The following is a 26756-nucleotide window of genomic DNA, read 5'->3' on the forward strand; positions in this document are numbered from 1 at the left end:
AACGTCAAGCACTGGCGGTGTGAGCGGCTTTCTTCTGCCTACTCTTCTTTGCCGCGGCAAAGAAGAGTAGGTGCCGCCCCGCACAGGGGCAACGCCCGCGCCGCGAGGCGCATCGCGGATGCCAGCGCAACGGCAAAAACACCAAAACAAAAGCCGTTGCAAACAAAAGCAAGTGCCGCCCCGCACAGGGGCAACGCCCGCGCCGTGAGGCGCATCGCGGATGCCAGCGATAAGGGCAAAAGAAAGCAGCCCCGCAGACAAAAAAATGAGCCCTTGCCTGCCTCCCCGTTGCGCCGCACAATCTCTGTTCACTCCCCTTCTGGTGCCGCCCATGGCTTATGCTTCGCTCGCCGCCGGCGTGCTGCTCGCCGCAGGATATGGATCGCGTTTCGACCCGGAAGGCGTCCACAACAAGCTGCTCGCCCGACTGCCCGATGGCACGCCCATCGCCCATGAATCCGCGCACCGGCTGCTGCTCGTCGTCCCCCATGTGATCGCGGTCGTGCGTCCCGGCTCCGAAATGCTCGCGCGCGTCCTCAACGACGCCGGCTGTCACGTGATCTTTTCCGTCGACGCCGAGCGCGGCATGGGCGCGACCCTCGCGGCAGGCGTCGAAGCAAGCGAAGACTCCGACGGCTGGATCGTCGCGCTCGCCGATATGCCGCGCATCGCCGCATCGACGATCGAGGCCGTCGCGCGCGCGGCCGACAAAGGCGCGTCGATCGTCGCGCCGTACTATCGCGGACAGCGCGGGCATCCCGTCGGCTTCGGCGTCGGACATCGCGACGCGCTGCTCGCGCTCGATGGCGACACGGGCGCGCGCACGCTCTTCGCGACGCACGCAGTGACCCGCATCGACGTCGACGATCCGGGCGTGCTGAGCGATATCGATACCCCCGAAGACTTGCGCAACCTGTAGCGCTCGACCTGTCCGCCAGCTTCAATCGAAGAAGCGCCGCCCGCGCTCAGGTGAGAAGGTTCGGGACCCCGATGCCCTTCGCGGTGAGCGGATACGGGAAGCCAACCCATTACCGGCTTTGGACCCCGGCTTGTGCGCACAAGCGGACAAAGGCGGGCGCCAAACCGGCACAAACAAAGCCCTCGCAAGCGAGCATCGAACGGGCATCACAAACAGGCAAAAACGGCCACAAGCGGTCACTAGCGCGCACGGCCGGGCACGGCACTTGCGGCCCGCTGCTGCGCCGCGAAAACGGGCGAGCAGGCTTCGCATCGTTGGTCTAAGCTGTCCACGATGACGTCAGCTCTCGCCATGCCGCGCGGCGAACGCGGCACGCCGCCGACCGTATCCGCAGCATCAGCCGCATCAGCCAGGAACCCACCGCACTCTTCTGCCAGGACCCCATGAGCGAAACCAGCCCGCGTCTGTTCATCGTGTCGCCGCATTTCGACGACGCCGTCTTCGGATGCGGCGCGCTGCTCGCGTCGCATCCCGACGCCGCCGTCTGCACCGTGTTCGCCGCGCCGCCCGAGCAGGACATGCACACCGAATGGGACGAGAAAGCCGGTTTCGCGAGCGCGCACGAGTCGATGCGCGCTCGCACGATCGAGGACAACCACGCGCTCGCCGTGCTCGAGACGATTCCCGTGCGGCTGCCTTTTCGCGACGCGCAGTATCACGACTCGCCATCGGTCTCGAAGCTCGCGGCGACACTTGAAGAAACGATCTACGGCTCGACCGCGAACACGCTGCTGATGCCGCTCGGCCTCTTTCACGACGACCATGGCCTTGTGTTCGAAGCGTGCTGCGAAATCCTGCCGCGCATGTCGCATCTCGAATGGTTCGCTTACGAAGAGGCCATCTATCGGCAGATGCCGGGGCTCGTGCAGCAAAGGCTCGTCGATCTCGCCGAACGCGGAATCGTCGCGACGCCTGCCAGCCCGTCGAACGATCATGCGCCCGACCACGAGCGTCAGACGCTGCTCAAGCGCGAAGCCGTCTGTGCATATGAGAGCCAGTTGCGGGCCATCGGGCCACATGGCTACGACGACGTGTTCGCCGCCGAGCGCTACTGGCGTCTGACTGTCGACCGGCAGCGCCGGCACAGGCACTGATCTGCCGCACAACGCGCGGACATGCGCCGCGCGTCCATCAAGCCAGCACGCTCGCCCGTCATCGCCTACGCTATGTAAGCAGGACGCTTCGCACCGTGCCGCCGAGCCGGCGAAAGGGTCCGCTGTCCACTGCCACGAGGTCATGCCATGCACACGAGTCCGATTCCCGACCCGCACGCCGATCCCACGCGCGACCCCGAGGGCGATCCCCTCACGCCGCCGTCGCCGGGCCATCACAACGACGAGCCGCAGCGTCCCGAAGGTCCGCCGGACAAGGACCCTGTCACGACATGACAGCGCAGTGCCGGCGTGCGCTCGCCGAAGCGCTCGCGTCGTCGGCCGTGCGTGGCTGGCGCGCGTTCAGTCCAGTTCGATCGGCTGGCCATGAGGCGTGCGGCGCGCCGCCGCGTCCCATGCGTTCTTCCGGTCGATCAGTCCGTCGTGCGTCACGCAGCCCTTCGCCGTCGCAATGCGTTCGAGCGCCGTCAGCCAGTGCGCGTAATACGTATCGCCGTGATCGGGGTCGCCTTGCGCCTGCGCGTCGCGGATCGCGTCCGCCAGTTGCGCGGCCCATTCGGACCACGTGAATACGCCGCGCTCATGCAGCGCGAGCGCCATCGCGAACGCCGCCGCCTGCCAGGGCGCGGCGAAGACGGGGCCGGCGTCGTCGCGCGGCAAGCCGGGCAACGCGTCGAGCAGCGCTTGAGGCGCAGTCGTGAAAGCCGGCGCGCTCATGCCGGGTGCTCCGCTTCGAGATACGGTTCCCAGCAATCGACGCACACGGAAGCCGCCGTCGTGTCGCGGCCCCACAGTTCGGCGGCGTCGAACCGCACCGTGTACAGCCACTGCGGATCTTCGCCGCGACCGAGCGCATTCGAATCGGGAAACACATGCGCGCCGTGCAAGGCTACGATCTGGCCGCGCTTGCCCCGGCAGTAGCGCGGCAGGCGCGTATGCGTCGACGGGTTGACGAGCCGCGTGCGCACCGTGTCGCCGACTTCAAAGCGCGCCGCACGGGGCGCGGGCCGCGACACGGAACTGCCGCGAAACAGCATTGGCTCGACCTGATCGGCGGCGAGCACGCGCGGCAACGGCGCGGCGGGATGCCGGGACTTGCCGCTGTCGATCTCGTCGTGCGTCGCGAGGCCCGTGTTGATCAGCAGCTTGCGCAAGCCCGCGAACCAGATCTGGTAGTAGCTGCTCGACAGATACTGCGCGGGCGGCAGGCTCTCGCGCGCGGCACGCGACATGTCGATGTTCCATTTGCCCGTTGCGCCCATCGCGATCGTCAGCGCGAGGACGTGCCGCTCCCAGTCCGCGTGGAAATACGGCTCGTCGGCTTCGTGCACGACGGGCCCGAACGACTGCATTCCGCCAAGGTCCTGTGCGCCGTTCATGACCGGCCTCCGCTGCGCGCTGCTGCTTCGTGCGGCGAGAGCGGCAAGCCTGTGCCGATCATCGAGTCGCGCGTGATGAGATCCGCGAGTTCATCGTCGCTCAGCGCTTGCGTGCCGGGCGGGCACATCGGCAGCACGAGATAGCGCACTTCGGCCGTCGAGTCCCACACGCGGATTTCCGTCTCGTCCGGCAGCGCGACGCCGAATTCCTCCAGCACGCCGCGCGGATCGATCACGGCGCGCGAGCGATAAGGCGCCGACTTGTACCAGACAGGCGGCAAGCCGAGCACGGGCCACGGATAGCACGAGCACAGCGTGCAGACGACCATGTTGTGCACGCGCGGCGTATTCTCGAGCGCGATCATGTGCTCGCCCTGCCGCCCCGTGTAGCCGAGCGACGCGATGGCCGCCGTCGCGTCGTCGAGCAGCCAGCGGCGGAAGTCCGCATCGCGCCACGCCTTCGCGACCACGCGCGCGCCGTTGCGCGGACCGACCTTCGTCTCGTACGTTTCGATCAGCATGTCAAGCGCTTTCGGATCGACGTAGCCCTTCTCGACCAGCAGCGATTCCAGCGCGCGCACGCGCAGATCCATCTCAGGCAATGCGCTGCCTTCGTGTGCGTGACGGTGATCGTCGTGATCATGCCTGGCGTCGTGGCTCATCTGCATCTGCCTGAAGAATGCGACACCAAACCAGTATGGTCGGGCCAGGCGTCGAATGCAAACGGGCGCCGCCGTCATGCCGCAAGGCGCGTTCGGAATGCGCGCTGCGCCACATATTTCCGTTCTGCTTAAGGAAGCGGATTGACTTGACTTCGCGAGCGGGCATAGAATCCTCTTATCTCAATTTGAGGGGCGTTGCCTTGGACAGTTGCAGTAGTACGTTTTCGAACAGATTCGCCGCCTGACCGGCAAGACGTCCGCGCCCTCCTCATTAGCCGCCGTCTCGCCAGCAGGCAGACGGTGCGCGTCGCAGTTTCACCCCTCGTGCATCCTGTTTAGCGCCATTGGCGCGTAGCGCATTCGCGCACGCTCGCGGTCGCCCGTCGCGGCCTCGCGTTTGCGTGGCAGCGCTTGCGCCCACGTGTGCGCGTACGCCGGCGCATCGCGGCCATTCGCATCCCGTTTGGCCGTGCATGCCCGCCGCGCCGTATGCGTCGCGTGCCAATGCGCGGGAACAGGTATGTACGCGCCTGTCCCGACGCATCTCGCCGCGAGCCGTTCGAAATCGTGTGCCCTGTGTGTGTCCGTTGTGGCGCGCGCATGACACGGCGTCCCGCGACGCCGTCAACGCATCATCAGCGATAGTGGAGCCGCCATGCCCGACAGTGACAGTCAGCCGATGAATTCAGACACGCCTTTACCGACCTGAGGCAGGCAAGCCGAGCGCATTCGATCACCTCGATTCTCCGGCCCTTGCCGCCTCGCATGCACGAGCCTTCGTGCTGGAGAACCGAAATGCACTTCCTGCTTCTTTCGACATTGCCGCAAACCCGCGAAGCACGCGCGCACTACGACGCGTTCCTTTCGCCGAAGGATGGACGGCGCCGCATGTTTGCGAGGGCCGTTCGCGCGTTTGACGCGATCGTTGGCCGCCTGCGCAGGCGGTCCGCGATTTAAACGGAAATCATTCGACCAACATCCGTTCAAGGGAGAATAAAAATGGCCACGCCACCACAAGCCCTGCCGACGCGCACTGCAGTTCTCGACGACGCGCACATCGGCGACATCCGCGGCGCGTTCGGGACGATCGCGCATCACGACACCGCGCCGCGCAACAGCTGGGGCGCGCGTCTGCGCACGCTGCTCGCGATCGTCGGGCCCGGCCTCATCGTGATGGTCGGCGATAACGACGCGGGCGCCTTCGGCACCTACACGCAAGCCGGACAAAACTATGGAACCACGCTGCTGTGGACGCTGCTGCTGCTCGTGCCCGTGCTGTACGTCAACCAGGAGATGGTGCTGCGTCTGGGCGCCGTCACGGGCGTCGGTCACGCGCGCCTGATCTTCGAGCGCTTCGGCAAGTTCTGGGGTGCATTCAGCGTGATCGACCTGTTCATTCTCAATGCGCTCACGATCGTCACCGAGTTCATCGGCATCACGTTCGTGCTCGACTTCTTCGGCGTATCGAAGATCGCGGGCGTGTGCATCGCGGCCGCATTGACGATGGCAGCCGTCAGCACGGGCGACTTCAAGCGCTTCGAACGCTTCGCGATCGTGCTGTGCGTGATGAGCCTGCTGCTCGTGCCCGTGCTCGTGACGATCCACCCGCCCGTCTCGCAGATGGCGCATCACCTCTTCGTGCCCGCATGGCCTGCGCATGCGAAGCTCTCGGATGTGATGCTGCTCGTGATCGGCATCGTCGGCACCACGATTGCGCCGTGGCAACTGTTCTTCCAGCAGAGCTACGTGATCGACAAGCGCATCACGCCGCGCTTCATGAAGTATGAAAAGGCGGATCTGTGGATCGGCATCGTGTTCGTGCTGATCGGCGCAATCGCGATGATCTCGTTCAGCGCGGCGCTGTTCGTCGGCAAGCCGGAGCTGGGCCAGTTCACCGATGCGGGCGGGATCATCGCCGGCCTCGAAAAGTATGCGGGCCGCACGCCCGCCGTGCTGTTCGCGGTTGCGCTACTCGACGCGTGCATCATCGGCGCGGCGGCTGTGTCGCTGTCGACGGCCTATGCGATCGGCGATGTGTTCAAGATCCGTCACTCGCTGCATCGCGGCGTCGGCGACGCGAAGGGCTTCTATCTGGTGTACTTCGGCATCGTGGCCGCGGCCGCGGGACTCGTGCTGATTCCGGGCAGCCCGCTGGGCCTGCTGACGGAAGCCGTGCAGACGCTCGCGGGCGTGCTGCTGCCGAGCGCAACCGTGTTCCTGCTCCTGCTGTGCAACGATCGCGACGTGCTCGGACCGTGGGTCAACTCGAAGCGGCTGAACCTGTTCACGGGTTCCGTGGTGTGGGCGCTGGTGCTGCTGTCGATCGTGCTGACGGCGTCGGTCGTGTATCCGGACATCAGCGGACACGCGATCATCGACATTCTCGCGGGCGGCACGCTGCTCGCCTTGGTCGTGATAGCGGCAACGACGGCGCTGCGCCGCCTGCGCGGCGCGCAGCCGGCCGCTACTACGGTCCGCTTCGTCAGCATGGCCGAGCGCGACGCATGGCGCACGCCGCCGCTCGCCGATCTGCCGAAGCCCGTGCTGACGCTGTCGCGGCGCATCTGGATGGGCGCGTTGCGAGGCTATCTGGTGGTGGCCGTCGCGCTCGTCATCGTGAAAGTCGTGCAGCTCGCGATCGCGTGAGCAGGAGACTTCCCGCGTCATTTTCGAAGAATCCTGGTACTCGCTGACAGGCTGTTGTGACACAGTATCGGCGGCCGGTCCATGGTGCAGATCACTGTTGGCGCGATGCGGAGCGACGGCGCAAAGCATGAGCATCGCATCGCGGTTGATGGGACGTGGACCGGCCCCGATCGCTCGAACGAATACGACGACACACAAAAACGAGGCGAGCCGCGCTGCGGACTCGCCTCGTTGCATTTGCGGATCACGCAAATGTCATTGCAGACGCGGGTCCTGCGGCATCGGTCCATCGTACGGCATCACGACGGGATGCAACGGCAGTGTCACCTTGGCGGGCATCGTCACGTCGGGGAGCTTGAGCCACGCGGGCGGCTCCGGCGCTTTTATCGTGAGCATGCCGCCACGCACGCTCCTGGCGGTTTCGCGATCGAGTTCATCGACCCTCGGCAGGTCTTTCACAAGCAATGTGTTCATGATGTGTCTCCGGCAACGGTATATGGAATGGTGAGCGCGAGCGGCGCCGTGCTCGGTCCACTTGCTGCACGCACCATGCCATAGCGCCGCAAAGCCTTGTGCGACGGTGCTTGCGTCGACTTCATCACGCCAACGTGATGGCTGCGGACCAACTGTCGCTTGTCGAAGTGTTGCCTGGCGGATGGATGCGGGCGTGCTGCCCGCATGGGTCCATTCATCCGATGTGATGCCGATAAAGCGCCGCGCCCGTTGAACGGAATCGAACGGACGCGACGCAGATTTTTGTGGATTGATCGCGTGCTGATCGCCTGTTTATCGCGGCAGCCACCCAAGCGGATCGACGGGCTTGCCGTCCTTGCGCACTTCGAACTGGATCGACGGCACGCCGTTGTTGTCCGTGCCCACCTCGCCGATCGGCTGGCCTTGCGCGACGGCGTCGCCTTCCTGCACGAGCAGCCGGCTGTTCTGACCATAGGCGGTGATCAGCGTGTCGTCGTGCTTGATGATGACGAGCGGCCCATACGCCTCGATGCCCGTGCCCGCGTAGACGACGCGCCCCGCGGCGGCCGCCCGCACCTGATCGCCCGTACGTCCGCCGATCACGATGCCCTTGGTCCTGCCGGGCACGAACGGCTTGAGAACCGGTCCGCGCAACGGCCACGCGAGCACGCCCTGCACCGGACCGGCCGGAGCGGCGGCGGGCGGCGGCACGGGTGTCGTGGAAGGCGTGGGCGTCGGCACGGGCGTGGTCTGCGCGAAGGACGGCGGCGCGACGCGCAGCACCTGGCCGGGCGCGACGGGCGATGACAGGGTCAGCCCGTTCCACGTGGCCACGTCCTGCGCATGCTGGCCGAACGCGCCCGCGACGCTTTGCAGCGTATCGCCGGGATTCACGCGATAGAAACCGGCGGGCACGCCATTGGCTGCGGCGCCGCCCTGCGTCCGGTAAGTGGGCGCCGGCGCCTGCGTCGTTTCCCACGGATACGTCGTGCACGCGCCGAGCATGCTCGCGGCCGCGAGCGAAACCAGAAGCTGCGTGACGACGTGTTGCCGTTTCACTGTCATTTTTGTGGCCCTCGACGCGGTATGAGACAGCGGCTCATCAGCCGGCCGTCGTTCGAACGTGTAGCGGGATCGAAAATGCAATCTGCGGTGCAAGTATTATGCCTCGCTCATCGGCTTGCAAAATGACGATCGGCCGACGTCGATGAATCAGCATTGCCCGATTCCCAGTCATCTACGCCTGCATCAATTACTTTGCAATCCCAATCAATTTTCGCCGTCCGGCGAGCGGTCATACGCTGCCTTCCGACTCGATCACCAGAATGCGCGCCTCGCCGATGGGATGCGCAACATGCTCGGTGCCGATCGACGCATGGAACACGTCGCCCGTCTCCAGCACCGTCGAGTGTTCGACGCCCGCTTCGCGATAGCGCATCTCCACTCGGCCATCGAGCACGGCGAACACTTCCTCGCCATCGTTGACGTGCCACTTGTACGGCTGATCGGTCCAATGCAGGCGCGTCGTAATGCCGTTCATGTTCGCGATATCGAGCGCGCCCCATGCACGCTCGGCGGTAAAGGTTCTGCTGCGGACAATTTTCATGACCTGCTCGCGAATTCTCAGTGTCGGGAGGGATCATTATAGTGGCCGTCCTGGTCGTGCACGCTGCTTGCTCGCATCCCGCAGACGACCGTTTCATGCGGTTTGCAAGCCATTGCATAGCTGAAGTGCTCGTCTATACTGAACCTGGTGTCCTGTCAGACGAATAGGCGTGCGCGCATGGCGATGCGCGGCGAGACGGTCGGTCCACCATCAGTGGTTCGATGCCAGCGAGGAGGTCCGATGAACAAAGCCCTGTTTCTTGCCGTGCAATTGAACGTCGACGAGATGAGTGCGTCGCCCGCGCTGGTCGAATTGCTCAATGCGCATCTCGTGTTCGCCGTCGATGTCGCCGAAGCCGCCGATGCCCTCGTGCAACTGGCGAGCGTGCGCAAGCTGTCGAGCGGCGTCGAAGCGAGCGTCGAGATTCCTGCCGTCGCCGTCGAGCAACTACGGCAAGCGCTCGAAACTCTCAGCGAATACGACCAGTCGTGGCTCCTCGCGCTGGAATCCGGCCATGCGCTATTCGACGATCTTGGGCGTCGGCAACGCACGCTGCATTGATGCGCCCGCAACCCTGAAGAGGCCGGGCATTTTGCCCGCCTATCGAGGATTCATCGTGAAAAGTCTTCTGCACATGCGTCGCGCGCCGGCCGGCAATGGCGCCGCGCATCAGTTTCACTTCGAAGCGCCCGACGTCTCGCAAAGCCACCCCGCCCAGATCGACGAGGAACCGATGAGCGACAGCACCCCGCCCGACACGCTCGGCCCATCGCCCGTCAATCCGCCGTTGCGCCCTGTCACGCCGCTGCATGCGGTACAGCTCTCGCCCGCGCAGCCGAACGGACGCGCCGTGCAACTGGCGGACGCAGCCGAAGTCGAGCGCATGCTCGACAACGAAGCGCTCACCGTGTTTCACGTATTTCGCACTTTTGACTATTCGGTGAACCTGCTGTTCTATCCGAGAGAACTGAAATACTTCGTCGCGCTGTTGCAGGAAGATCAGCTATGGCGCGTGCTGACCACGAGCGATCTCAACATGGCGAAGCAGCTCTTTCACCACATGCAGGAACAGGCCACACGTCTCGCCGACGGGCAGACGCGGCGCTTGCAGCTCGAAGCGCAGAACGAACAGTTGAAGCGCCTGATCGCCGAATCCGAAACGCAGGCCGAGCGTCTGCGCCAAAGCCTGCAACGCACGGCAGCGCAGGATCAGACCGTCACGAGCCGTCAGCATCAGTTGCGCAAGGAGGTCGCGCAGCTCGAAGCGCAGCGCACGGCCGCGCAGGCCCAGCTGAACAAGATGCATCGCCAGGTGCATCAGCTGAACGTGGCGAGCAACGAAGCGATACCGCATATGCCGCGTTGAACGTCGGCCCTTCGTGCTCTTCGTGCCCTTCTCTTTGGGTATCAGACGCAACAACGCCGGCCAGGGCAATCCTGGCCGGCGTTTCATTTACCGCCTTGCGACGCTTGAACTGTTCAGTCCGGCTTAGTTGCCGAAGAACACCGAGCGCGGACCCTTTTCATCGGCCAGCGAACGGGTGGACGCTTGCGACGTGCCGTTCGTCTGCACGCCGTAGCCGGTCGTGTCGGCTTGCGCGACGGCGTCTTGTGCGTGGACGCGCGCTTCGGCAGCCTGAATGTGCTTCGGGTATTCCGTGCGATCGGACAGCGGATCGTAGCCGGCCTTTTCCAGACGGACCAGATCGGCGCGAACTTCAGCGCGCGTCAGAGGCTGCTGATTCGATTGGGCAAACGATGCGACGGGAGCAGCAACAGCGGCAGCGAGAACGACTGCGGAAATCAGGGCTTTCATGGACAACCTCCGAGAACTTGTTTTTTGATTCGCTTCGAACACCGTGTTCGTTCAGCGTTGAGACTAGTTTAAGGAGGCAGACGAACTAGGGAAATCCCTTATTTGACTAAACTCTATTGTTTGAATTGCAACAATTAGACGAAAACCGCGCGTCATGCGCTTTTGAGATCGTTAAATCGCAACACTGTGTTCCAAAAATCGTGCAACGGGCGGTTGGGAAACCCACTGCGCGGCGCACAAGGAGAAACGCCCCGGCGCCGCGAGTGCGCTGGGGCGTTGCAGGAAGCCGCTCGGCGAAGTGAACCGAAACGCGGCCCACCGGGCCTACCGTTCCGTCAGGACCAGTTCGCGTGGAAGCTACCCGGCTTGTCGACGCGTTCGAACGTATGCGCGCCGAAGAAATCGCGCTGTGCCTGAACCAGGTTCGCGGGCAGACGCGCCGAACGGTAGCCGTCGAAATATGCGATCGCCGACGAGAACGCCGGCACGGGCACGCCCGCCGTCGTCGCGGCGATCACGACGTCGCGCAGCGCGCTCTGGTAGTTCGCGGCGATGTCGCGGAAATACGGATCGAGCAGCAGGTTTGCGAGCGCCTTGTCCTTCGCGTAGGCATCTGTGATCTTCTGCAGGAAGCGAGCGCGGATGATGCACCCGGCGCGGAAAATTTTTGCGATCGTACCGTAGTCCAGATCCCACTTGTACTCTTCCGATGCCGCGCGCAGCTGCGCAAAGCCCTGTGCGTACGAGATCACCTTGCTGAAGTACAGCGCGCGGCGCACGGATTCGATGAACGCGGCGCGGTCGCCGGAGAAGGGCTTCGCCGCTGGCCCTTCGAGCACCTTGCTCGCCGCGACGCGCTGATCCTTCAGCGACGACAGCACGCGCGCGAACACGGCTTCCGTGATCAGCGGCAACGGCGCGCCGAGGTCGAGCGCGTTCTGGCTCGTCCACTTGCCCGTGCCCTTCTGCGCGGCGCGGTCGAGGATCACGTCGACGAGATCCTTGCCCGTCTCGTCGTCCTTCTTGCTGAAGATCTTCGACGTGATTTCGATCAGGTAGCTGTCCAGCTCACCGTTGTTCCACTCGGTGTAGACGGCGCCCAGCTCCTGGTTTGACAGGCCCGCCACCTGCTTGAGCACCGAGTAGCTTTCGGCGATCAGCTGCATGTCGCCGTATTCGATGCCGTTGTGCACCATCTTCACGAAGTGGCCCGCGCCGTCCGGCCCCATGTACGCGACGCACGGCTCGCCGTCGGGCGCCTTGGCCGCGATTTCGGTGAGGATCGGCGCGACGAGGTCGTACGCGTCGCGCTGGCCGCCCGGCATGATCGACGGGCCTTTGAGCGCGCCTTCCTCGCCGCCCGACACGCCCGTGCCGATGAAGTGCAGGCCCGACTTCGCGAGGTCCTGGTTGCGGCGGATCGTGTCGGTGAAATGCGTGTTGCCGCCGTCGATCAGGGTGTCGCCCTTCTCCAGCAGCGGACGCAGCGCGGCAATCGTCGCGTCGGTGCCTTCGCCCGCCTTCACCATCATCAGGATGCGGCGCGGCTTTTCGAGTGAATCGACGAATTCTTCCAGCGTATAGGTCGGAACCAGCTTACGGTCGGGAAACTCCGCGATCAGTTCGTCGGTTTTCTCGCGGGTGCGGTTGAACACCGAAACCGCGTGACCGCGGCTTTCGATGTTCAGAGCCAGATTCCGGCCCATCACCGCCAGCCCCACTACGCCGATTGCCTGTTTGCCCATGTGAATTCTCCAGATTCCAGTAAGTCGTGAAGCCGCGCCAGCCATCGAGGCGCGGCGTCGAGGATGAAAGGATAAAAGAAATGCCCGGATGACGCTCGCGTGCGGTCCGTTCGCCGTCCTTCCTGTCGGGCACGGCATGGACGATGCATGCGTCTTTCGACGCGCTTTCGCGTCGACGGCGCGCATAGCCATGCGGCCGATACCGTCTGCTCGAACGCTTCAATGCGCTCGTTGTCGCGGCGCCGTCGTTGCCTTCGCTTCACCACGATGCGCGCTGGTGCGCGCACGGCACGCCTTTCAAGCTTAGTCCGCGAAACGCGTCGCGGCAGAGCGCGTCGGATGCGTGGGTCAGACTTTCGCCGACGGCCGACGTTTCCGGAACACGAGACTGAAGTTGTTCGCGGGCATCGCGATCGGTTCGTCGAACGCGAAGCCTGCTGCGTCCGCGAGCGCGACGACGTCCTCCATGTCGCGCACGCCCCATGCCGGATTGCGGCTCCTCAACTGCTCGTCGAATGCCGCGTTGCTCGGCGCGGTATGCGCGCCGCCGCGCCGGTACGGCCCGTACAGATAGAGCACGCCGCCCGGACCGATGAGCCGCCCCGCGCCGTCGATCAGCGCCAGCGCCGATGCCCACGGCGAAATATGGATCATGTTGATGCAGATGATTGCGTCGGCGGCATCGATGCCCCATTGAGCATTGCGCACATCGAGAGCGAGCGGCGCGCGCACGTTGGACAGACCGCACGCCGCCGTCCACGCGGCAATCGACGAGCGCGCGCCTTCGTCGGGATCGCTCGGCTGCCAGACGAGTTGCGGCAGCGCCGCGGCGAAGTGGATCGCATGCTGGCCTGTGCCGCTCGCGATTTCGAGCACGGTGCCCGTGGCGGGCAGCACGCGTTCGAGCACGGCGAGGATCGGCGCGCGGTTGCGCTCGGCGGCGGGCGCGTGTTGACGCGCGTTGAGATCAGGCGTGGTCATGTAATTCTGTACCTCGTGATTCAGTACGGACGGGTACGCGTTCGTTATGCGAGGCCCGCGATCATACGCGAGGGCCTGGAAAATCTCATGAGAAATCGCGCAGGCCGATTCGTCAGCCCGCTGCAAGACTCGCCGCCAGCGCCGCGAGCGCATCGCCGCACGGCGCCTGCACTTTCAGCGACAGTAACGGATCGGCGCGCGTGCGTCCGAGATTGATCGCGGCAATCGGCGTGCCCATCCTTTGCGCCCATACGCAGAAACGATAGCCCGAATACACCATCAACGACGAACCCACGACGAGCACGGCATCGGCGGCCTCCAGTGCATGCGTCGCGGCTTCGACGCGCGGCTTCGGCACGCTCTCGCCGAAGAACACCACGGCCGGCTTCAACAGGCCGCCGCAATCGAGGCACGCCGGCACGCGAAACGCGCCGAGGTCATGCCATTCGAGATGTGCATCGCCATCGGCGGCAGGTTCGGCGATCACATCGAGCAACGCGGGATTCTCATCGATCAGCCTCTGCTGGATCGACGCGCGCGAATGCTGTGCGCCGCAATCGAGACACGCCACGGCACCGATGCTGCCGTGCAGCTCGATCACCTCGCTGCTGCCCGCGCGCTGATGCAGGCCGTCGACATTCTGCGTGACGAGCGAGCGCACGTGCCTCGCGGATTCGAGCCGCGCGAGCGCGCGATGCGCGGCGTTCGGCTGGGCCTGCGCGACGACGGGCCAGCCGACCGTGCTGCGCGCCCAGTACCGCTGACGCGACGCGACCGAGCCGAGAAACTCCTGCAGCGTGATGGGCGGCGAGCGCTTCCATTCGCCGTTTTCGTCGCGATAGCCGGGGATGCCGGAATCGGTGCTGATGCCCGCGCCCGTCAGCACGAAAAGCCGTGGATGGCGTTCGACGAAATCTTGCAGTGCGGCGAGCGCCTGAGGTTCGATCAGCGGAGGCGGGATGTCTTTCATGCGTCGGTCATGATCGGTCGGGCGCAAGCATGGGGACGTGTTCTGGTGCGGATTTGCGGCAGGCTCAACGCTTTGCACGCGACTTTTGCGGCTTGCGCGGCTTGTCTGTTCGCGCAGACACGGGCGCGTGCCCGGACGGTTGCGCATGCCGCGCCTCCCACGCATCCAGTGCCGCGCGATACCGTGTGAGCTCGTCTTCGTACAAATCGAAAATGCACGTATCGCAACCGCTATGACAGCACTCGTCGGAGTCGGGCCGCGTCGGCGGCGTGGGGCGCGGATCGTCGTCGGCCGTCTGGCGCGCGGCCTCGTCTGCAGTCACATCCACTTCCAGAGTTCGGGAGAGCGTCCAGTATAAGTCGGGCGGCACGACGGCGCTGTGTCACGCGATACCGTCACGCAACGTCGTCAGGCGATATACCGTCATGCGCCGTGTCATGCGCCGTGCCGCTCGCCACATCGCTTGTCGTCATTCGCGCGCGTCATCCGCGCCCGACGAACGGCATCTTGCTCGCCATGATCGTCATGAACTGCACGTTCGCCGACAGCGGCAGGCTCGCCATATGCAGCACGGCATCGGCGACATATTCGACGTCCATCAGCGGCTCGACGGCGATCGTGCCGTTCGCCTGCGGCACGCCGCGCGCCATCCGTTCGGCCATCTCCGTCGCGGCATTGCCGATATCGATCTGGCCGCAGACGATGTCATAAGGCCTGCCATCGAGCGACACCGACTTGGTGAGACCCGTGATCGCGTGCTTGGTCGCCGTATAGGCGATGCTCAACGGCCGCGGCGCATGCGAGGAGATCGAGCCGTTGTTGATGATGCGGCCGCCCTGCGGCGTCTGCGCCTTCATCATCGCAAACGCAGCACGCGTGCAGAGAAACACGCCCGTCAGATTCGTATCGACGACGGAGCGCCAATCGTCGAGTTCGATCTGGTCGATCTCGACGGGCGGCGCATTGCGGCCCGCATTGTTGAACAGCACGTCGAGCCGCCCATAGCGCAGACGGATCTCATCGAAGAGCGACGCGACGCTCGCCGCGTCCGTCACGTCGCACGCGACGGCGAACGCGTCCTCGCCGCGCTCGCGCGCTTGGTCGGCGAGCGCATCGAGCGGGGCCTGCCTGCGTCCCGTCAGCACGACGCTATAGCCGTTCGCAAGCAGCTTGCGCGCCGTCGCCTTGCCGATGCCGCTGCCCGCGCCCGTCACGAGCGCGACTTTCTTCGCTGCCTGACCTGGTACTTGTTCCTGCGATTGTGCTTCCGACTGTTGCGTCACGACATGTCTCCAGAGTTGATCTGCCCGCGACATGCCGCGACACATGCGCATCAATCGAGCGCGCGATCGTTCGGCTTCGCGAACAGCTGTTTCATCTCCGCCGACAACGGGTATTTCAGGTTGATGCCCTTCGGCGGAATCGGTTGCGTGAACCACTTCTGATAGAGATTCGCCGCTTCGCCCGAAGTTTGCAAGCGCGCGATCACGCCGTCGGCGAGCTTCTTGAAGCCAGGGTCGTCCTTGCGGAACATGCAGCCATACACTTCCGACATCGGCGACGTGCCCGTGATCAGATACTCGTCCGCGTTCGCCTCTTTCGCCTTCGCGCCGTACAGCAACGGATCGTCCATCACGAACGCGACGGCGCGCCCCGTCTTCACGTTGAGGAACGACTCGGCATGATCCTTTGCGCTGATGAGGCGCATGTTCATCGACTTCTCCGCGTTCATCTGGCGCAGCAGACGCTCTTCGGAGGTGCCCGCCGTCGTCACGACCGTCTTGTTCGCGAGATCGCCGAAGTCCTTCACGCCCGAGTCCTTCCTCACGATCATGCGCACGCCGTACTGGAAGAAACTGTTCGAAAACGCGACCTGGTTGTCGCGTTCCTTCGTGTGCGTGGTCGAGCCGCATTCGATGTCGATCGTGCCGTTCTGCACGAGCGGGATGCGGCTCTGCGACGTGATGGGAATCTCGCGAACCTTGAGATCGGCCAGGTTGAGTTCCTTCTTCACCTCGTCGACGATTTTCAGCGCGATCGCCTGCGAATAGCCGATCACATGCTGCTGTTCGTCGTAGTACGAGAACGGCACTGACGACTCGCGCACGCCCAGCGAAATCGCCCCCGTTTCGCGGATCTTCTTCAGCGTCGCGCTCTGCTCGTCCGCGTGCGCGTGGCCGCATGCGAAGGCCGTCGTCATCAGCGCGGCAAGCGCGGCTCTCGTCATCGTCGTCGTTTTCATGTCTTCTCCTGAGTGGTGGTGTAGCGGTTGTTGTTTATATGGCTGTTATTTGATGCAGGCTTTTCGGATGCAGCGGGTTCAGCGATCGTACGCATAGGCCGCGATGTCGATGGATGGCTCGCGCCCCGCGATCGCATCGGCGATCACGCGCGCGCTGCCGCATGCGAGCGTGAAGCCCAGCGCGCCGTGGCCCGTATTGAGCCACAGGTTGCGGTACGGCGTCCTGCCGATCAACGGTTTCGAATCCGGCGTCGCGGGACGGTGGCCGCACCAGGTCTGCGCGCTCGCGTAGTCACCGGCAGCGGGAAAGATCTCCTGCGCGTGGCGCTTCAGCAGCGCGATGCGCCCCGCCCGCTGCGCGTCCTTCAGGCCCGCGATCTCGACCATGCCCGCGATCCGCAAACGCCCGCCGAGCGGCGCATACACGACCTTGCGATGCAGGTCTGTCACGCTGACACAGGGCGTGTTGCGCGGATCGGCGCCGTGAATCGTGAGGCTGTAGCCCGTCAGCGGATAGACGGGCAGACGCACGCCGAGCGCGCCGACCAGCGGCACGCTGCCGAGTCCGAGCGCGACGACGAACGCATCCGCTTCGATATCGCCGTCGGCCGTCCGAGCCGCAACGATGCGCGAGCCGTCGCTCACCAGTTCCCGCACGCGCGTCTCGTAGCGGATCGTCACGCCGTTGCGCCGTTGCAGCACGTCCGCGAGCGCCGAGGTGAAGCGCTGACAGTCGCCCGCCTCCTCCGACGGCGTATGGATGCCGCCCGCGAGCAACGGCTGCGCGTGCGCGAGCGCCGGTTCGAGCGCGGCGCATTGGCTCGCGTCGAGCGCGCGCTGGTCGGAGCCCGCCTCGACGAGCAATTCCATCGTGTGCCGCGCGCGTTCGAACTCGTGCGCATCGCGATAGACGACGAGCTTGCCGTTGCGCACATAGTCGAACGAATCGGACACGAGCGGCTCGCTCCCGACGATCTCATGCAGCGCCGCCTTGCTGAGCGCGCCGAGGCTCAACAGTTCGAGCGCCGTCTGCCGCGCGCGATGGCTGCGGCACGCGAGCAGGAACGCGGCGCACCAGCGCCACTGCCCGATGTCGAAACGCGGAATGAAGCGCAGCGCCGAGTCGCGCTTCAATAGCCACGCGGGCAGCTTCGGCAGCACGGCCGGGTCGGCGAGCGGCGCGACATAGCTGTAGCTCAGTTGTCCGCCGTTGGCGAAGCTCGCTTCGAGCGCCGCGCCGTCGCGCGCTTCGACGATCGTCACGTCGTGGCCGTCGCGGGCCAGACTCCAGGCCGTCGTCAGACCGACGACGCCCGCTCCGAGGACACACACATGCATGAATGCTCACTACCCTTGCGTTTTCATTGCAGGCGAGTGTCGCGCGCCGAAATCGCCGCATCAAATGACGGAAAGCGCGGTTGCATAACCTTAGGTTAAGTCGTTGCAGGAGCGCTTCGCGTCGCGTAACAGCGCCGCGCGCGCCAGCCGTGCGCTTACGCGAAACGCGCGCGCAGCACGTCGATGAATGCGTTGCCTGCCTGCGAGGCCATGCCGCCGTCGCGCCACAACGCGTACACGCCGACCGACAGCGGCGGCGCGATCGGCCGCACGGTCACGGCTTCCGCACCGCTCTTCGCGGTCAGCTCGTCGAGCAGCGCGTAGCCGATGCCGCGCGCGGCCAGCGCGCGTGCGACGTGCCACGTCTGCGCCTCGACGGCGGGCACATGTCCGTCGAGGCCGAGCGCATGCAGCGCATTGCCGATCAGCTCGCCGAGCGGATCGACGTTGCCGATGCTGATCCAGTCGCCTTCGACGAACGTTTGCAGCGTCAGCGGCTCGTCTGCCGGGTTGTCGTCGCGCGGGCCGACGCACACGACGGGCGTGCGCCCCAGCTCGACGGACGCGATGCCCGGACGCGCCGGCGGATTCAGCGCGACGGCGAGATCGAGATCGCGCGTGAGCAGCGCGTTCAGCAGCTCTTCCGTGTGCCGCGTCTGGATCTTCAGCGACACGCGCGGGTACGCGGCCCGGAACGCTTCGACGGTCGATGGAATCAGGCTCAAGCCGAGGCTCGGCAGACAGCCGATGCGCAAATGCCCTTCGGGTTGCAGCGCGAGATTGCGCGCGAGATCGCGGATGCTGTCGAGGCTCGTCTGCAGCTTCTGCGTTTCGGAGAACAGCAGTTCGGCTTCGCGCGTCGGCTGCAGGCGGCCGTGCACGCGGTTGAAGAGGGTCAGGCCGACGCTGCGCTCCGCATGCGCGAGCACCTTGCTCACGGCGGGCTGCGAAACGCACAACAATTCGGCCGCCTTCGACAGCGAGCCGGTGCGCATGATGGCGTGGAAGACTTCGATATGGCGCAGGCGCATGGCGCGGGATCGGGTTCAGCGGATCAGTGGAAAGGGGCAAGCATACTGTCTTTCGGAGCGGGCCAAATTCATGACAGGACACGCGCGAATGGTATCGTTCGCGTTTGACGTGCATCGCAAGACGCCTGCCTGCCCCGCCAAACGGAAGGACGGCAGGCGCAACGCCTCATGAATCAACCGAATCCGCCACTGCGGCGCGACGCCGGGTCGGCAGAGCCCGTCCGCCGCTGGCCGCGCACCGGCAATCCGCCGATGTTCAACGCCACGCTCGCGTGGCATGTGCTGATGTTCGCGGGCTGGATATTCGCGCCGTCGGCGTGGCCCTGGTGGGTCGCGGGCATCCTCGCGAGCCATCTGATCGTCGTGACGATCGGGCTATGGCCGCGCTCGTCGCTGCTCGGCCCCAACTGGACGCGCCTGCCCGACACGCCGCGCAACGCTAACGCCGTTGCGCTCACGATCGACGACGGCCCCGATCCCGTCGTCACGCCCAAGGTGCTCGACCTGCTCGACGCGCACGGCGTGCGCGCGACGTTCTTTTGCATCGGCGCGCGTGCGCAGCGTCATCCGGCGTTGATGCGCGAAATCGTTGCGCGCGGGCATGCCGTCGAAAACCACTCGCAGGTTCACGTGCATACGTTCTCGGTCACGCTGCCGCGTGGGCTGACGCGCGAAATCGACGCCGCGCAGCGCACGCTCGAATCGCTGACAGGCGAGCGCCCGATGTTCTTCCGCGCGCCCGCCGGCCTGCGCAACGTGTTTCTCGAACCGGTGCTGCAAAAGCTCGACTTGCGGCTCGCCGCGTGGTCGCGCCGCGGCTTCGACACCCGCGAGCGCAATCCGCAGCGCGTGCTGGAGCGGCTCGTCGACGGGCTCGCGGCGCGCGACATCCTGCTCGTGCACGATGCGACGGCGGCACTGAGCGCGTCGGGCGAGCCTGTCGTGCTCGACGTGCTGCCGCGCCTGATCGAAACGGTCCGCGCGCGCGGCTTGCGTTTCGTGACGCTGCGCGAGGCGCGCGGCGCGTGACTGCACGGCGGCGCGTGAAGCGTGGCGTCGCGCGGCGTGTACTTGCGTGTGCTTGCGTGTCAGACCCGGCGCGGCGCACGCCGCATCGCACCGGGCTGCGCGACGCCTGTGCGGCGGCGCCTACGCGGCGCGGCGCCGGACGAGATGGTAGATCACGAGCAGCACGATCGCGCCGATAATCGACGCGATCCAGCCCGCCGCCTGCCCCGGCTGATACCACCCGAGCGCGCGCCCGACATAGCCCGCCAGCAGCGAGCCGGCAATGCCGATGACGATCGTCATGATGAGACCCATGCTGTCGTCGCCGGGCTTGAGCGCGCGCGCAATCAGACCGACGATCAATCCGACGACTATCGTACCGATGAGGGAAAGCATGCGAACCTCCGATGAGAGTGGACTCCACGGTGCACTGCTACTGCTCGATACTGCCAGACTGCGCTGCATTTCTGTATGACTGCGTCGCGTGCATTGCGCGCTTTGGCCGCGATGCCGCGCAGCACGCGCCGCCGTCACAACGCGACCGCATGATGGCCCGCCTCATGGCGCCGGACGCCGCGATCAGATGCGGAAATCGGCGGACATGTCGTCGTCGGTGCGCGCCTCGATTTCTCCGCTTCGGCACGCCTTCATGAACGTGTCATAGTCGCGCTCCACCTGGTCCGCGTACGCGGACGCGTACTCGGCAAGCGCTTGCGCGAACTGATCGCTGCGGCCGATATACGCGCCGATCTCGATCGCCTTGCCGCTCGCCTTCGCGTGCGCGCGAGCCAACGCCCAGCCGCACAGACGCGCATAGCCGTTCATCTGGTCGGCATCGAGCAGATCGACGTTCGGCGTCAGCTTCATGTCGCGCAGTTGACGCACATAGAAGTGCCCGCCCGTCGGCCCCGTCGACCAGCCCAGAAAAATATCGCTTGCCGCCTGCAGCATCCGCTGCCCCTGCACGATGCGTTCGCCTTCGTGCCTGGGCTCGGATTTGCGCGAGCCGGCCTTGAAATGCTGCGCGATCACCGAGCGCCGCGCTTCCTTGACTTGCAGGAACAGCGGCTTGCCGTGCGGATCGGCCGTGAGCAGCACGAGGCAGCGCGTGCCGACGCTGCCGACGCCCACCACCTTGAACACGAGATCATGCAGCGCGAAGTTGCCGAGCAGTTCGCGCCGGTCGTCGGAGAGCGTCTTCAGATAGCCTTCGTACATGCCGTGAATCAGCTCGCGCCAGTCGCCGACCCTGAACCAGTCGTCCGCGGAATCGAACAGCGTGCTCGAACCGTGCACGTGAAAGAGGCTGGGCGGCGCGTCGCGGATCACATAGCGCTCCGCCATCTTTTCGAGCATGCTTTCGTGCGTGCGGCCGCTCGCCCTTTCCATCGCGCGCCGGATGAGCCGGCGATTCTCGGCATTCACGGCCGTGTCGACCATGCGATCGAACGTGATGCGCTCGTACCACAGTTCCAGCGCGCCGCTTTGCGCATACTGCGCGATGCGGTCGCGGTACTGGTTGGCGACCGTCATCACGAGATCATAGGCTGCGCCACGGCTGAGCCGCATATGCCGCGCCGCGACGACGAAGCTCGCCGCGAGCCGCTTCAGGTCCCATTCGAAAGGCGCGGCGGACACCTCGTCGAAGTCGTTCAGATCGAACATCAGCTGGCGCTCGGGCGTCGCGAAGCCGCCGAAGTTCAGCAGATGCGCATCGCCGCAGACGGGCAGCGTGAGCGTCGTATGCGGCGTCATGCTGAGGTCGTGCGCCTGCACGATCGCGCTGCCGCGAAAGAACGCGAACGGCGACACTGTCATGCGGCCGTAGCGCAGCGGCACGAGCCGCTCGACGCGGCCTTCGCTGCTTTGGCGCAGCAGATCGACGGGATTGCGATGCATATGGCCGATCGCGCGATGACTGGAGCGCTTAGCGTGCTCGCGGGCCGCGCGCCCGCTGGCTTCCCGTTCCGCGATGGTGCTCGCCTTCATGCTTTTCTCCGTTCTTGTGAATCAGCTTGCGTCGGGGCGCACTGCAACGGCTTGCCGCGACGACGCATCGTGACTTTTGATCGCTTCGGGCTGGCGTGAATGGTCCGCTCCGTGGCTCGCTCGTTCCGTGTTGCGCCGCACAGCGGCGGCAAGCGGCGCTGGCCTCGGGTTCAGTTGCGTTCGGCTATGTCCGGTTTTGCTCGACACGCCGCCGCGTGGTTGGCGCCTGCCGCCGGTTGCCGCTTCCCGTCGATTCTGGCTGCCCCGCCAGAACGTAAACGTCCATCGCTGGACTGTATTAAATCTCGCGCCGCACGGGCACGCAAGTCTACGCGCCGCCGACAGCCGTATGCGGACTGGCCGCGAGCGATGCGCCGAAATCGCGATCGGCGGAAATGCCGATGGCCGCATCGTTGGCCGCCGCGTTGCCGCGATGGCATGGCGTCGCGAATAGGGGCTTCATCGACGAGCAAGCGCTGAAAGCGGCATGCGAAACGGCGAAACGAAATCGATGAGCATCGCTGAATATCCGAAAGGGGACTGTGAAAATAGCGTCAATGACATAGCCCGCGACCGAATTTAGGACAGGTCTCATTTCCCTCGAAGGACCCCGCCGACAAACTCTCCGCCTTTCGACTCCTTCCCGCAGCGTCTCGCCTGCTGCGCCATCGACGTGAATTCGCTACTGCTCAAACGATCCAGCATTGCCTGCTTCGCGCTCCTCACGGCCGCGTGCTCGTTCTTCGTCCCTCACTCCCCGGCGTCGCAAGTCACGCACGCCAACAACGCGCTCGTCATCGCCGCCGCGCGCGAGTTCCCGTATATGCCCGCGCGCGATGGCCACATCACGCCCGACCGCATCGCCAATACGGCGACGACAGCCGTCCTGCTGAAGAAAGGCGTCGAATCGGCCGTTCGCGAAGCGCGGCCGCGTGGCGCAAGTCGGGCATCACCGTGATCACGCGCGACAGGCTGGTGCTGAGCGGCCGGATCGAAGCGTTGTCCGTGGACGATGCGCGCTCGCCCGCCACGTGGACGATGATCGTGTGCTACGTGGTCACCAACGCGTCGACGAAAGAAACCGTCTATGTGAAAACGACGACGGTTCACATGTACCGGCAGAAATTCACCAATCCCGCCTTCTCACTCGACGACATCGTGAAGCTCAGCGTCGATGCACTCGTCAGAGACCCGTCGTTCCGCGACGCGTTGCAGCCCGTGCAGTAAGCGCCCTCCTCCGTGAATCGGCGATGGCAGCGCCGCGCCGCCATTTCGCTACAATCCACTATTCCTTTCCTGATTTCGCTGCCGCGCCGCACCATGCCGATGAGTGCAGCGCGGCGGCCCGTCCCGAGCGAGCCGTCATGTCTCTTACCGCCTGGCTGTTTTTTCTCCCCGCGTGCTTCGCGATCAACATGGCGCCGGGCCCCAACAACCTGCTGTCGATCAACGTCGCGGCGCGGCACGGCTTCATGACCGCGTTCGTCGCCGGCTGCGGGCGTCTCGTCGCGTTCGCGGGCATGATCGTGCTGGCCGCGACGGGCCTCGCCGTCGTGCTGCACGCGTCCGAGCTGTTCTTCCTCGCCATCAAGCTGACGGGCGCCGCCTACCTGATCTGGCTCGCGATCCAGCTGTGGCGCAGCGACGCCGGCCCGATGGACGCGCTCAAGCAGGACGACGCGTCGCTGTGGCGCATCGCGCGCCAGGAATGCTTCGTGGCCGCGGGCAATCCGAAGGCCATTCTCGTGTTCACTGCGTTCCTGCCGCAATTCGTCGATATTGCAAAGCCGATGCTGCCGCAGTTCGCCGTGCTCGGCGGGAGCTTCCTCGTGCTCGAATGGTTCGCGATCGCGCTTTACTCGTGGGCGGGCATGCATCTCGGCAAGTGGCTGACGCGCGCCAAAGTGCGCCGCTGGTTCAACCGCTGCTGCGGGATGTTTCTCGGCGCGATCGGCGTGAGCTTTTTGCTGGTGCGGCGTTCGGCGTGACGAATGGCCCTGTTTTGTGGCCCGGCTTTTGCGTCATGCAACAAGCAGCGGAAGCACGGCCATAAGCGATCGCAAATTCCGTCGGAGAGAGACTTTAACTGTCGCTGATCGTTGCGCGGTCGTATTCTGAGGCCATCACCGCGCAGCCTATGGACGCTCGCCGTGCACTTCCGGCAGGAAACGGCGCCCGCATGCACGCGCGCGCAAAACGATTCCAATGTCAGGAGGCGACAACCATGAAGGTCTGTATCTTCGGCGCGGGTGCGATCGGCGGTTTGATGGGCGTGCAGCTTGCGCGCGCGGGCGCGGACGTCGGCTTTATCGCGCGCGGCCCGCATCTGGCGGCGATGCGCGAACACGGCGCGCGCCTCATCGTCGATGGCGAAGAGGTGTCGGCGCGCGTGCGCTGCACGTCCGACCCTAACGAACTCGGCGTGCAGGACATTGTCATCGTCACGCTGAAGGCGCATTCGCTGCCGGGCGTCGTCGATTCGATGCAGCCTCTGCTCGGCAAGCACACGGCCATCGTCACGGGCACCAACGGCATCCCTTACTGGTATTTCTACAAGCACGGCGGCAGGTTCGAAGGCACGCGCCTCGCGAGCATCGACCCCGACGGCTCGCAATGGGCGAAGCTCGGCCCCGAGCGCGCGATCGGCTGCGTGCTGTACCCCGCCGCCGAGATCGTCGAGCCGGGCGTCATCAAGCACGTGTACGGCAAGAAATTCCCGATCGGCGAGCCGGACGGCGAACGCACGACGCGCATCCAGCAGTTTCACGACGTGATGCAGGCGGCCGGTTTCGAAGCACCGATTCGCGACAACATCCGCGACGAGATCTGGCTGAAGCTGTGGGGCAATCTGTGCTTCAACCCGATCAGCGCGCTCACGCACGCGACGCTCGACGTGCTGACGAGCGACCCCGGCACGCGCGCCGTCTCGCGCACGATGATGCTCGAAGCGAAGCGGATCGCCGATCACTTCGGCGTGCATTTTCGCGTCGACGTGGAGAAGCGCATCGATGGCGCGGGCGCCGTCGGCGCGCACAAGACCTCGATGCTCGTCGATCTCGAACATCGCCGGCCGATGGAAATCGATCCGCTCTTGACCGTCGTGCAGGAGATGGGCCGGCTCGTCGGCGAAGAGACGCCCGCGATCGACATCGTGCTCGCGCTCGTCAAGCTGCGCGAGAAGATGGCGCTTCACGGAGATTGAATCGGACTCGCAATGCCGCGCCGCGCGGGTTTGACGGGAGGGCCGGGCGTGACGCGTCCGGTCCTCTTTTCATTTGCAGCGCCGTCTCTGTCAAAGCTTCAATGCTCGATCGCAAGCCAGATCGCCTTCGGTTCTGTGAAGTTCTCGATCGCGACGTCGCCGTGCTCGCGGCCAAAGCCCGAATCGCCGGTGCCGCCCCACGGCAGGCGCACGTCGGTATAGCCGTAGGTGTTGATCCACACGGTGCCCGCCTTCAGCGCATGCGCGACCCGATGCACGCGGCCGATATCGGCGCTCCACACGCCCGCCGCGAGGCTGTACGCGGTGCCGTTCGCGATGCGCACGGCGTCTTCTTCGTCGTCGAAGGGAACGACGCTCGCGACGGGTCCGAAGATTTCCTCCTGCGAAATGCGCATTTCGTGCCCGACGTTAGCGAACACGGTCGGCTCGACGAAGAAGCCTTTTTGCCCGATCCGCGCGCCGCCCGTGACGATCGACGCGCCTTCGTTCCTGCCGATGTCGACGTAATCGAGCACCGTCTTCAGCTGCGCGGCGGACACGAGCGGCCCCATCGTCGTCTCGCGCTCCGCGGGATCGCCGACCTTGATCGCCTTCGCGCGCGTCGCGAGCCGCTCGACGACGTCGTCGTAGATGTCGCGCTGCGCGAGAATGCGCGAGCCCGCCGAACACACCTGGCCCGTGTTGAAGAAGATGCCGGATGCCGCCGCGCGCACGGCGTTGTCGATGTTCGCGTCGGCGAAGATCACGTTCGCCGACTTGCCGCCCAGCTCCAGCGTCACGCGCTTGAAGTTGCCCGCCGCGCCTTGCAGGATGCCGCGCCCGACGGAAGGCGAGCCCGTGAACGTCACCTTGTCGATGCCGGGATGCGCGACGATCGCATCGCCGACCACGCGCCCCTTGCCCGTCACGATGTTCAGCACGCCGGGCGGCACGCCCGCCTCCAGCGCAAGCTCGCCGACGCGCAGCGCGGACAGCGGCGTGATTTCGGCGGGCTTCACGATCATCGTGCAGCCGCATGCGAGCGCGGGCGCGATCTTCCACATGCCGATCATCAACGGGAAATTCCACGGCACGATCGCGCCGACCACGCCGACGGGCTCGCGCACCGTGTACGTCAGCGCGTCAGGACGCACGGGCACGACCTGTCCGTTGATCTTGTCGCACCAGCCTGCGTAGTACGCGAGCGTGTCGATTGCGGCGGGGACGTCCTGGCGTTTGACGGCTGCGAGCGGCTTGCCCGCATCGAGGCTTTCGAGCGCGACGAGTTCGTCCTGATGCTCGCGCAGGAGTTCGGAGAAGCGCATCAGGATGCGTCCGCGCTCCGCCGCGCGCATGCCGTTCCATACCTTGAGCGCGGCGCGCGCAGCCTTCACGGCCGTGTCGACATCCTGCGCGCTGCCTTGCGCGACGAGCGCTATCGGCTCTTCCGTCGCGGGGTTGATGTTGGTCGAGTATTCGCCCGTGCCGGGCGGCAGCCGTTTTCCATCGATGAGAAGGTCATGGTGTCTGAGGTCGGTTTCAGTGTCCATCTCGTACTCCTTGCGATTAGCGATAT

Annotated in this window: 30 protein-coding genes; 11 read left to right on the top strand and 19 right to left on the bottom strand. The window is 65.3% G+C overall.

The genetic code is table 11. The features are described 5' to 3' along the window. The first annotated feature begins 331 nt into the window (after nucleotides 1-331). From AB4Y32_RS18925 to AB4Y32_RS18935, 3 genes are all read left to right on the top strand, one after another. Complete coding sequence (locus AB4Y32_RS18925) at nucleotides 332-919, top strand: nucleotidyltransferase family protein (protein ID WP_368722810.1); 588 nt, start codon at nucleotides 332-334, stop codon at nucleotides 917-919. Nucleotides 920-1362: 443 nt separating this feature from the next. Then, the gene (locus AB4Y32_RS18930) at nucleotides 1363-2073 is read left to right on the top strand and encodes a PIG-L family deacetylase (protein WP_368722811.1); all 711 of its coding nucleotides are present in this window, start codon (nucleotides 1363-1365) and stop codon (nucleotides 2071-2073) included. Between the two features lie 147 nt (nucleotides 2074-2220). Beyond that, the gene (locus tag AB4Y32_RS18935) at nucleotides 2221-2367 is read left to right on the top strand and encodes a hypothetical protein (protein ID WP_162849268.1); all 147 of its coding nucleotides are present in this window, start codon (nucleotides 2221-2223) and stop codon (nucleotides 2365-2367) included. Nucleotides 2368-2433: 66 nt separating this feature from the next. Here AB4Y32_RS18935 and AB4Y32_RS18940 read toward each other — a convergent pair whose 3' ends face one another. From AB4Y32_RS18940 to nthA, 3 genes are read right to left on the bottom strand one after another with little or no spacing between them, the layout of a single operon-like run. Further along, nucleotides 2434-2808: a nitrile hydratase accessory protein gene (locus tag AB4Y32_RS18940; protein WP_368722812.1), complete on the bottom strand. Its 375-nt coding sequence runs from the start codon at nucleotides 2806-2808 to the stop codon at nucleotides 2434-2436. Then, nucleotides 2805-3470 (bottom strand): nitrile hydratase subunit beta, encoded by a 666-nt coding sequence (nthB, locus tag AB4Y32_RS18945; RefSeq protein WP_368722813.1) that lies wholly within the window; start codon nucleotides 3468-3470, stop codon nucleotides 2805-2807. Before nthB ends, AB4Y32_RS18940 begins: the two co-directional genes overlap by 4 nt. Then, nucleotides 3467-4132, bottom strand: coding sequence for a nitrile hydratase subunit alpha (gene nthA, locus AB4Y32_RS18950; protein ID WP_368722814.1), 666 nt, complete (start codon nucleotides 4130-4132; stop codon nucleotides 3467-3469). The genes nthB and nthA overlap by 4 nt, the downstream gene beginning before the upstream one ends. A gap of 999 nt (nucleotides 4133-5131) precedes the next feature. On the opposite strand from nthA, the gene AB4Y32_RS18955 reads away from it, so the two are divergent. Next, nucleotides 5132-6778, top strand: coding sequence for an NRAMP family divalent metal transporter (locus tag AB4Y32_RS18955; RefSeq protein WP_368722815.1), 1647 nt, complete (start codon nucleotides 5132-5134; stop codon nucleotides 6776-6778). A gap of 255 nt (nucleotides 6779-7033) precedes the next feature. Here AB4Y32_RS18955 and AB4Y32_RS18960 read toward each other — a convergent pair whose 3' ends face one another. The 3 genes from AB4Y32_RS18960 to AB4Y32_RS18970 all read right to left on the bottom strand — a co-directional run bounded on the left by AB4Y32_RS18960 (nucleotide 7034) and on the right by AB4Y32_RS18970 (nucleotide 8858). Then, nucleotides 7034-7252, bottom strand: a complete 219-nt coding sequence (locus AB4Y32_RS18960) for a hypothetical protein (protein ID WP_368722816.1) — start codon at nucleotides 7250-7252, stop codon at nucleotides 7034-7036. 312 nt (nucleotides 7253-7564) lie between these two features. Continuing rightward, nucleotides 7565-8317: a peptidoglycan DD-metalloendopeptidase family protein gene (locus AB4Y32_RS18965; RefSeq protein ID WP_368722817.1), complete on the bottom strand. Its 753-nt coding sequence runs from the start codon at nucleotides 8315-8317 to the stop codon at nucleotides 7565-7567. 229 nt (nucleotides 8318-8546) lie between these two features. Then, complete coding sequence (locus tag AB4Y32_RS18970; protein WP_087737378.1) at nucleotides 8547-8858, bottom strand: cupin domain-containing protein; 312 nt, start codon at nucleotides 8856-8858, stop codon at nucleotides 8547-8549. Between the two features lie 240 nt (nucleotides 8859-9098). Here AB4Y32_RS18970 and AB4Y32_RS18975 point away from each other — a divergent pair, with 240 nt between their 5' ends. Next, the gene (locus tag AB4Y32_RS18975; protein WP_368722818.1) at nucleotides 9099-9419 is read left to right on the top strand and encodes a hypothetical protein; all 321 of its coding nucleotides are present in this window, start codon (nucleotides 9099-9101) and stop codon (nucleotides 9417-9419) included. Nucleotides 9420-9474: 55 nt separating this feature from the next. Further along, entirely contained in the window at nucleotides 9475-10224 is a 750-nt protein-coding gene (locus tag AB4Y32_RS18980) for a DUF2968 domain-containing protein (protein WP_368722819.1), read from the top strand. A 123-nt stretch (nucleotides 10225-10347) separates the two neighbouring features. Here the strand turns inward: AB4Y32_RS18980 and AB4Y32_RS18985 are convergent, their stop codons facing one another. From AB4Y32_RS18985 to AB4Y32_RS19025, 9 genes are all read right to left on the bottom strand, one after another. Further along, nucleotides 10348-10674 (bottom strand): DUF4148 domain-containing protein, encoded by a 327-nt coding sequence (locus AB4Y32_RS18985; RefSeq protein ID WP_368722820.1) that lies wholly within the window; start codon nucleotides 10672-10674, stop codon nucleotides 10348-10350. 335 nt (nucleotides 10675-11009) lie between these two features. Then, on the bottom strand, nucleotides 11010-12419 hold the full coding sequence (gndA, locus tag AB4Y32_RS18990; RefSeq protein ID WP_368722821.1) for an NADP-dependent phosphogluconate dehydrogenase: 1410 nt from the start codon (nucleotides 12417-12419) through the stop codon (nucleotides 11010-11012). Between the two features lie 348 nt (nucleotides 12420-12767). Beyond that, complete coding sequence (locus tag AB4Y32_RS18995; RefSeq protein ID WP_368722822.1) at nucleotides 12768-13400, bottom strand: DUF938 domain-containing protein; 633 nt, start codon at nucleotides 13398-13400, stop codon at nucleotides 12768-12770. A 112-nt stretch (nucleotides 13401-13512) separates the two neighbouring features. Further along, nucleotides 13513-14370 (bottom strand): NAD-dependent protein deacetylase, encoded by an 858-nt coding sequence (locus AB4Y32_RS19000; protein WP_368722823.1) that lies wholly within the window; start codon nucleotides 14368-14370, stop codon nucleotides 13513-13515. A 64-nt stretch (nucleotides 14371-14434) separates the two neighbouring features. Beyond that, nucleotides 14435-14692 carry an oxidoreductase-like domain-containing protein gene (locus AB4Y32_RS19005; protein WP_368722824.1) on the bottom strand — a complete coding sequence of 86 codons (258 nt, stop codon included), beginning with the start codon at nucleotides 14690-14692 and terminating at the stop codon, nucleotides 14435-14437. Between the two features lie 160 nt (nucleotides 14693-14852). Then, entirely contained in the window at nucleotides 14853-15653 is an 801-nt protein-coding gene (locus tag AB4Y32_RS19010; RefSeq protein ID WP_368722825.1) for an SDR family oxidoreductase, read from the bottom strand. Nucleotides 15654-15703: 50 nt separating this feature from the next. After that, a complete protein-coding gene (locus AB4Y32_RS19015) occupies nucleotides 15704-16597 on the bottom strand; it encodes a glutamate/aspartate ABC transporter substrate-binding protein (RefSeq protein WP_368722980.1) in 894 nt (297 codons plus the stop codon). 93 nt (nucleotides 16598-16690) lie between these two features. Then, complete coding sequence (locus tag AB4Y32_RS19020; RefSeq protein WP_368722826.1) at nucleotides 16691-17950, bottom strand: D-amino acid dehydrogenase; 1260 nt, start codon at nucleotides 17948-17950, stop codon at nucleotides 16691-16693. A gap of 155 nt (nucleotides 17951-18105) precedes the next feature. Beyond that, nucleotides 18106-18981, bottom strand: coding sequence for a LysR family transcriptional regulator (locus tag AB4Y32_RS19025; protein WP_368722827.1), 876 nt, complete (start codon nucleotides 18979-18981; stop codon nucleotides 18106-18108). A gap of 168 nt (nucleotides 18982-19149) precedes the next feature. Here AB4Y32_RS19025 and AB4Y32_RS19030 point away from each other — a divergent pair, with 168 nt between their 5' ends. Beyond that, complete coding sequence (locus AB4Y32_RS19030) at nucleotides 19150-20010, top strand: polysaccharide deacetylase family protein (RefSeq protein WP_368722828.1); 861 nt, start codon at nucleotides 19150-19152, stop codon at nucleotides 20008-20010. Between the two features lie 120 nt (nucleotides 20011-20130). Here AB4Y32_RS19030 and AB4Y32_RS19035 read toward each other — a convergent pair whose 3' ends face one another. From AB4Y32_RS19035 to AB4Y32_RS19045, 3 genes are all read right to left on the bottom strand, one after another. Further along, nucleotides 20131-20385, bottom strand: a complete 255-nt coding sequence (locus AB4Y32_RS19035) for a GlsB/YeaQ/YmgE family stress response membrane protein (protein WP_087737388.1) — start codon at nucleotides 20383-20385, stop codon at nucleotides 20131-20133. Nucleotides 20386-20568: 183 nt separating this feature from the next. Next, the gene (locus tag AB4Y32_RS19040) at nucleotides 20569-21978 is read right to left on the bottom strand and encodes a DUF2252 domain-containing protein (protein WP_368722829.1); all 1410 of its coding nucleotides are present in this window, start codon (nucleotides 21976-21978) and stop codon (nucleotides 20569-20571) included. Nucleotides 21979-22306: 328 nt separating this feature from the next. After that, the gene (locus AB4Y32_RS19045; RefSeq protein WP_368722830.1) at nucleotides 22307-22441 is read right to left on the bottom strand and encodes a hypothetical protein; all 135 of its coding nucleotides are present in this window, start codon (nucleotides 22439-22441) and stop codon (nucleotides 22307-22309) included. A gap of 210 nt (nucleotides 22442-22651) precedes the next feature. Here AB4Y32_RS19045 and AB4Y32_RS19050 point away from each other — a divergent pair, with 210 nt between their 5' ends. From AB4Y32_RS19050 to AB4Y32_RS19065, 4 genes are all read left to right on the top strand, one after another. Continuing rightward, nucleotides 22652-22936, top strand: a complete 285-nt coding sequence (locus AB4Y32_RS19050) for a hypothetical protein (protein WP_368722831.1) — start codon at nucleotides 22652-22654, stop codon at nucleotides 22934-22936. Further along, the gene (locus AB4Y32_RS19055) at nucleotides 22933-23205 is read left to right on the top strand and encodes a hypothetical protein (RefSeq protein ID WP_368722832.1); all 273 of its coding nucleotides are present in this window, start codon (nucleotides 22933-22935) and stop codon (nucleotides 23203-23205) included. Before AB4Y32_RS19050 ends, AB4Y32_RS19055 begins: the two co-directional genes overlap by 4 nt. A gap of 137 nt (nucleotides 23206-23342) precedes the next feature. Beyond that, entirely contained in the window at nucleotides 23343-23966 is a 624-nt protein-coding gene (locus tag AB4Y32_RS19060) for a LysE family translocator (RefSeq protein ID WP_087737401.1), read from the top strand. A 236-nt stretch (nucleotides 23967-24202) separates the two neighbouring features. Next, complete coding sequence (locus AB4Y32_RS19065) at nucleotides 24203-25180, top strand: 2-dehydropantoate 2-reductase (protein ID WP_368722833.1); 978 nt, start codon at nucleotides 24203-24205, stop codon at nucleotides 25178-25180. 98 nt (nucleotides 25181-25278) lie between these two features. Here the strand turns inward: AB4Y32_RS19065 and AB4Y32_RS19070 are convergent, their stop codons facing one another. Then, the gene (locus tag AB4Y32_RS19070; RefSeq protein ID WP_368722834.1) at nucleotides 25279-26730 is read right to left on the bottom strand and encodes an aldehyde dehydrogenase family protein; all 1452 of its coding nucleotides are present in this window, start codon (nucleotides 26728-26730) and stop codon (nucleotides 25279-25281) included. Nucleotides 26731-26756 lie beyond the last annotated feature (26 nt).

This window comes from Paraburkholderia phymatum, from assembly GCF_040965635.1.
Taxonomy (GTDB): Bacteria; Pseudomonadota; Gammaproteobacteria; order Burkholderiales; family Burkholderiaceae; genus Paraburkholderia; species Paraburkholderia phymatum_B.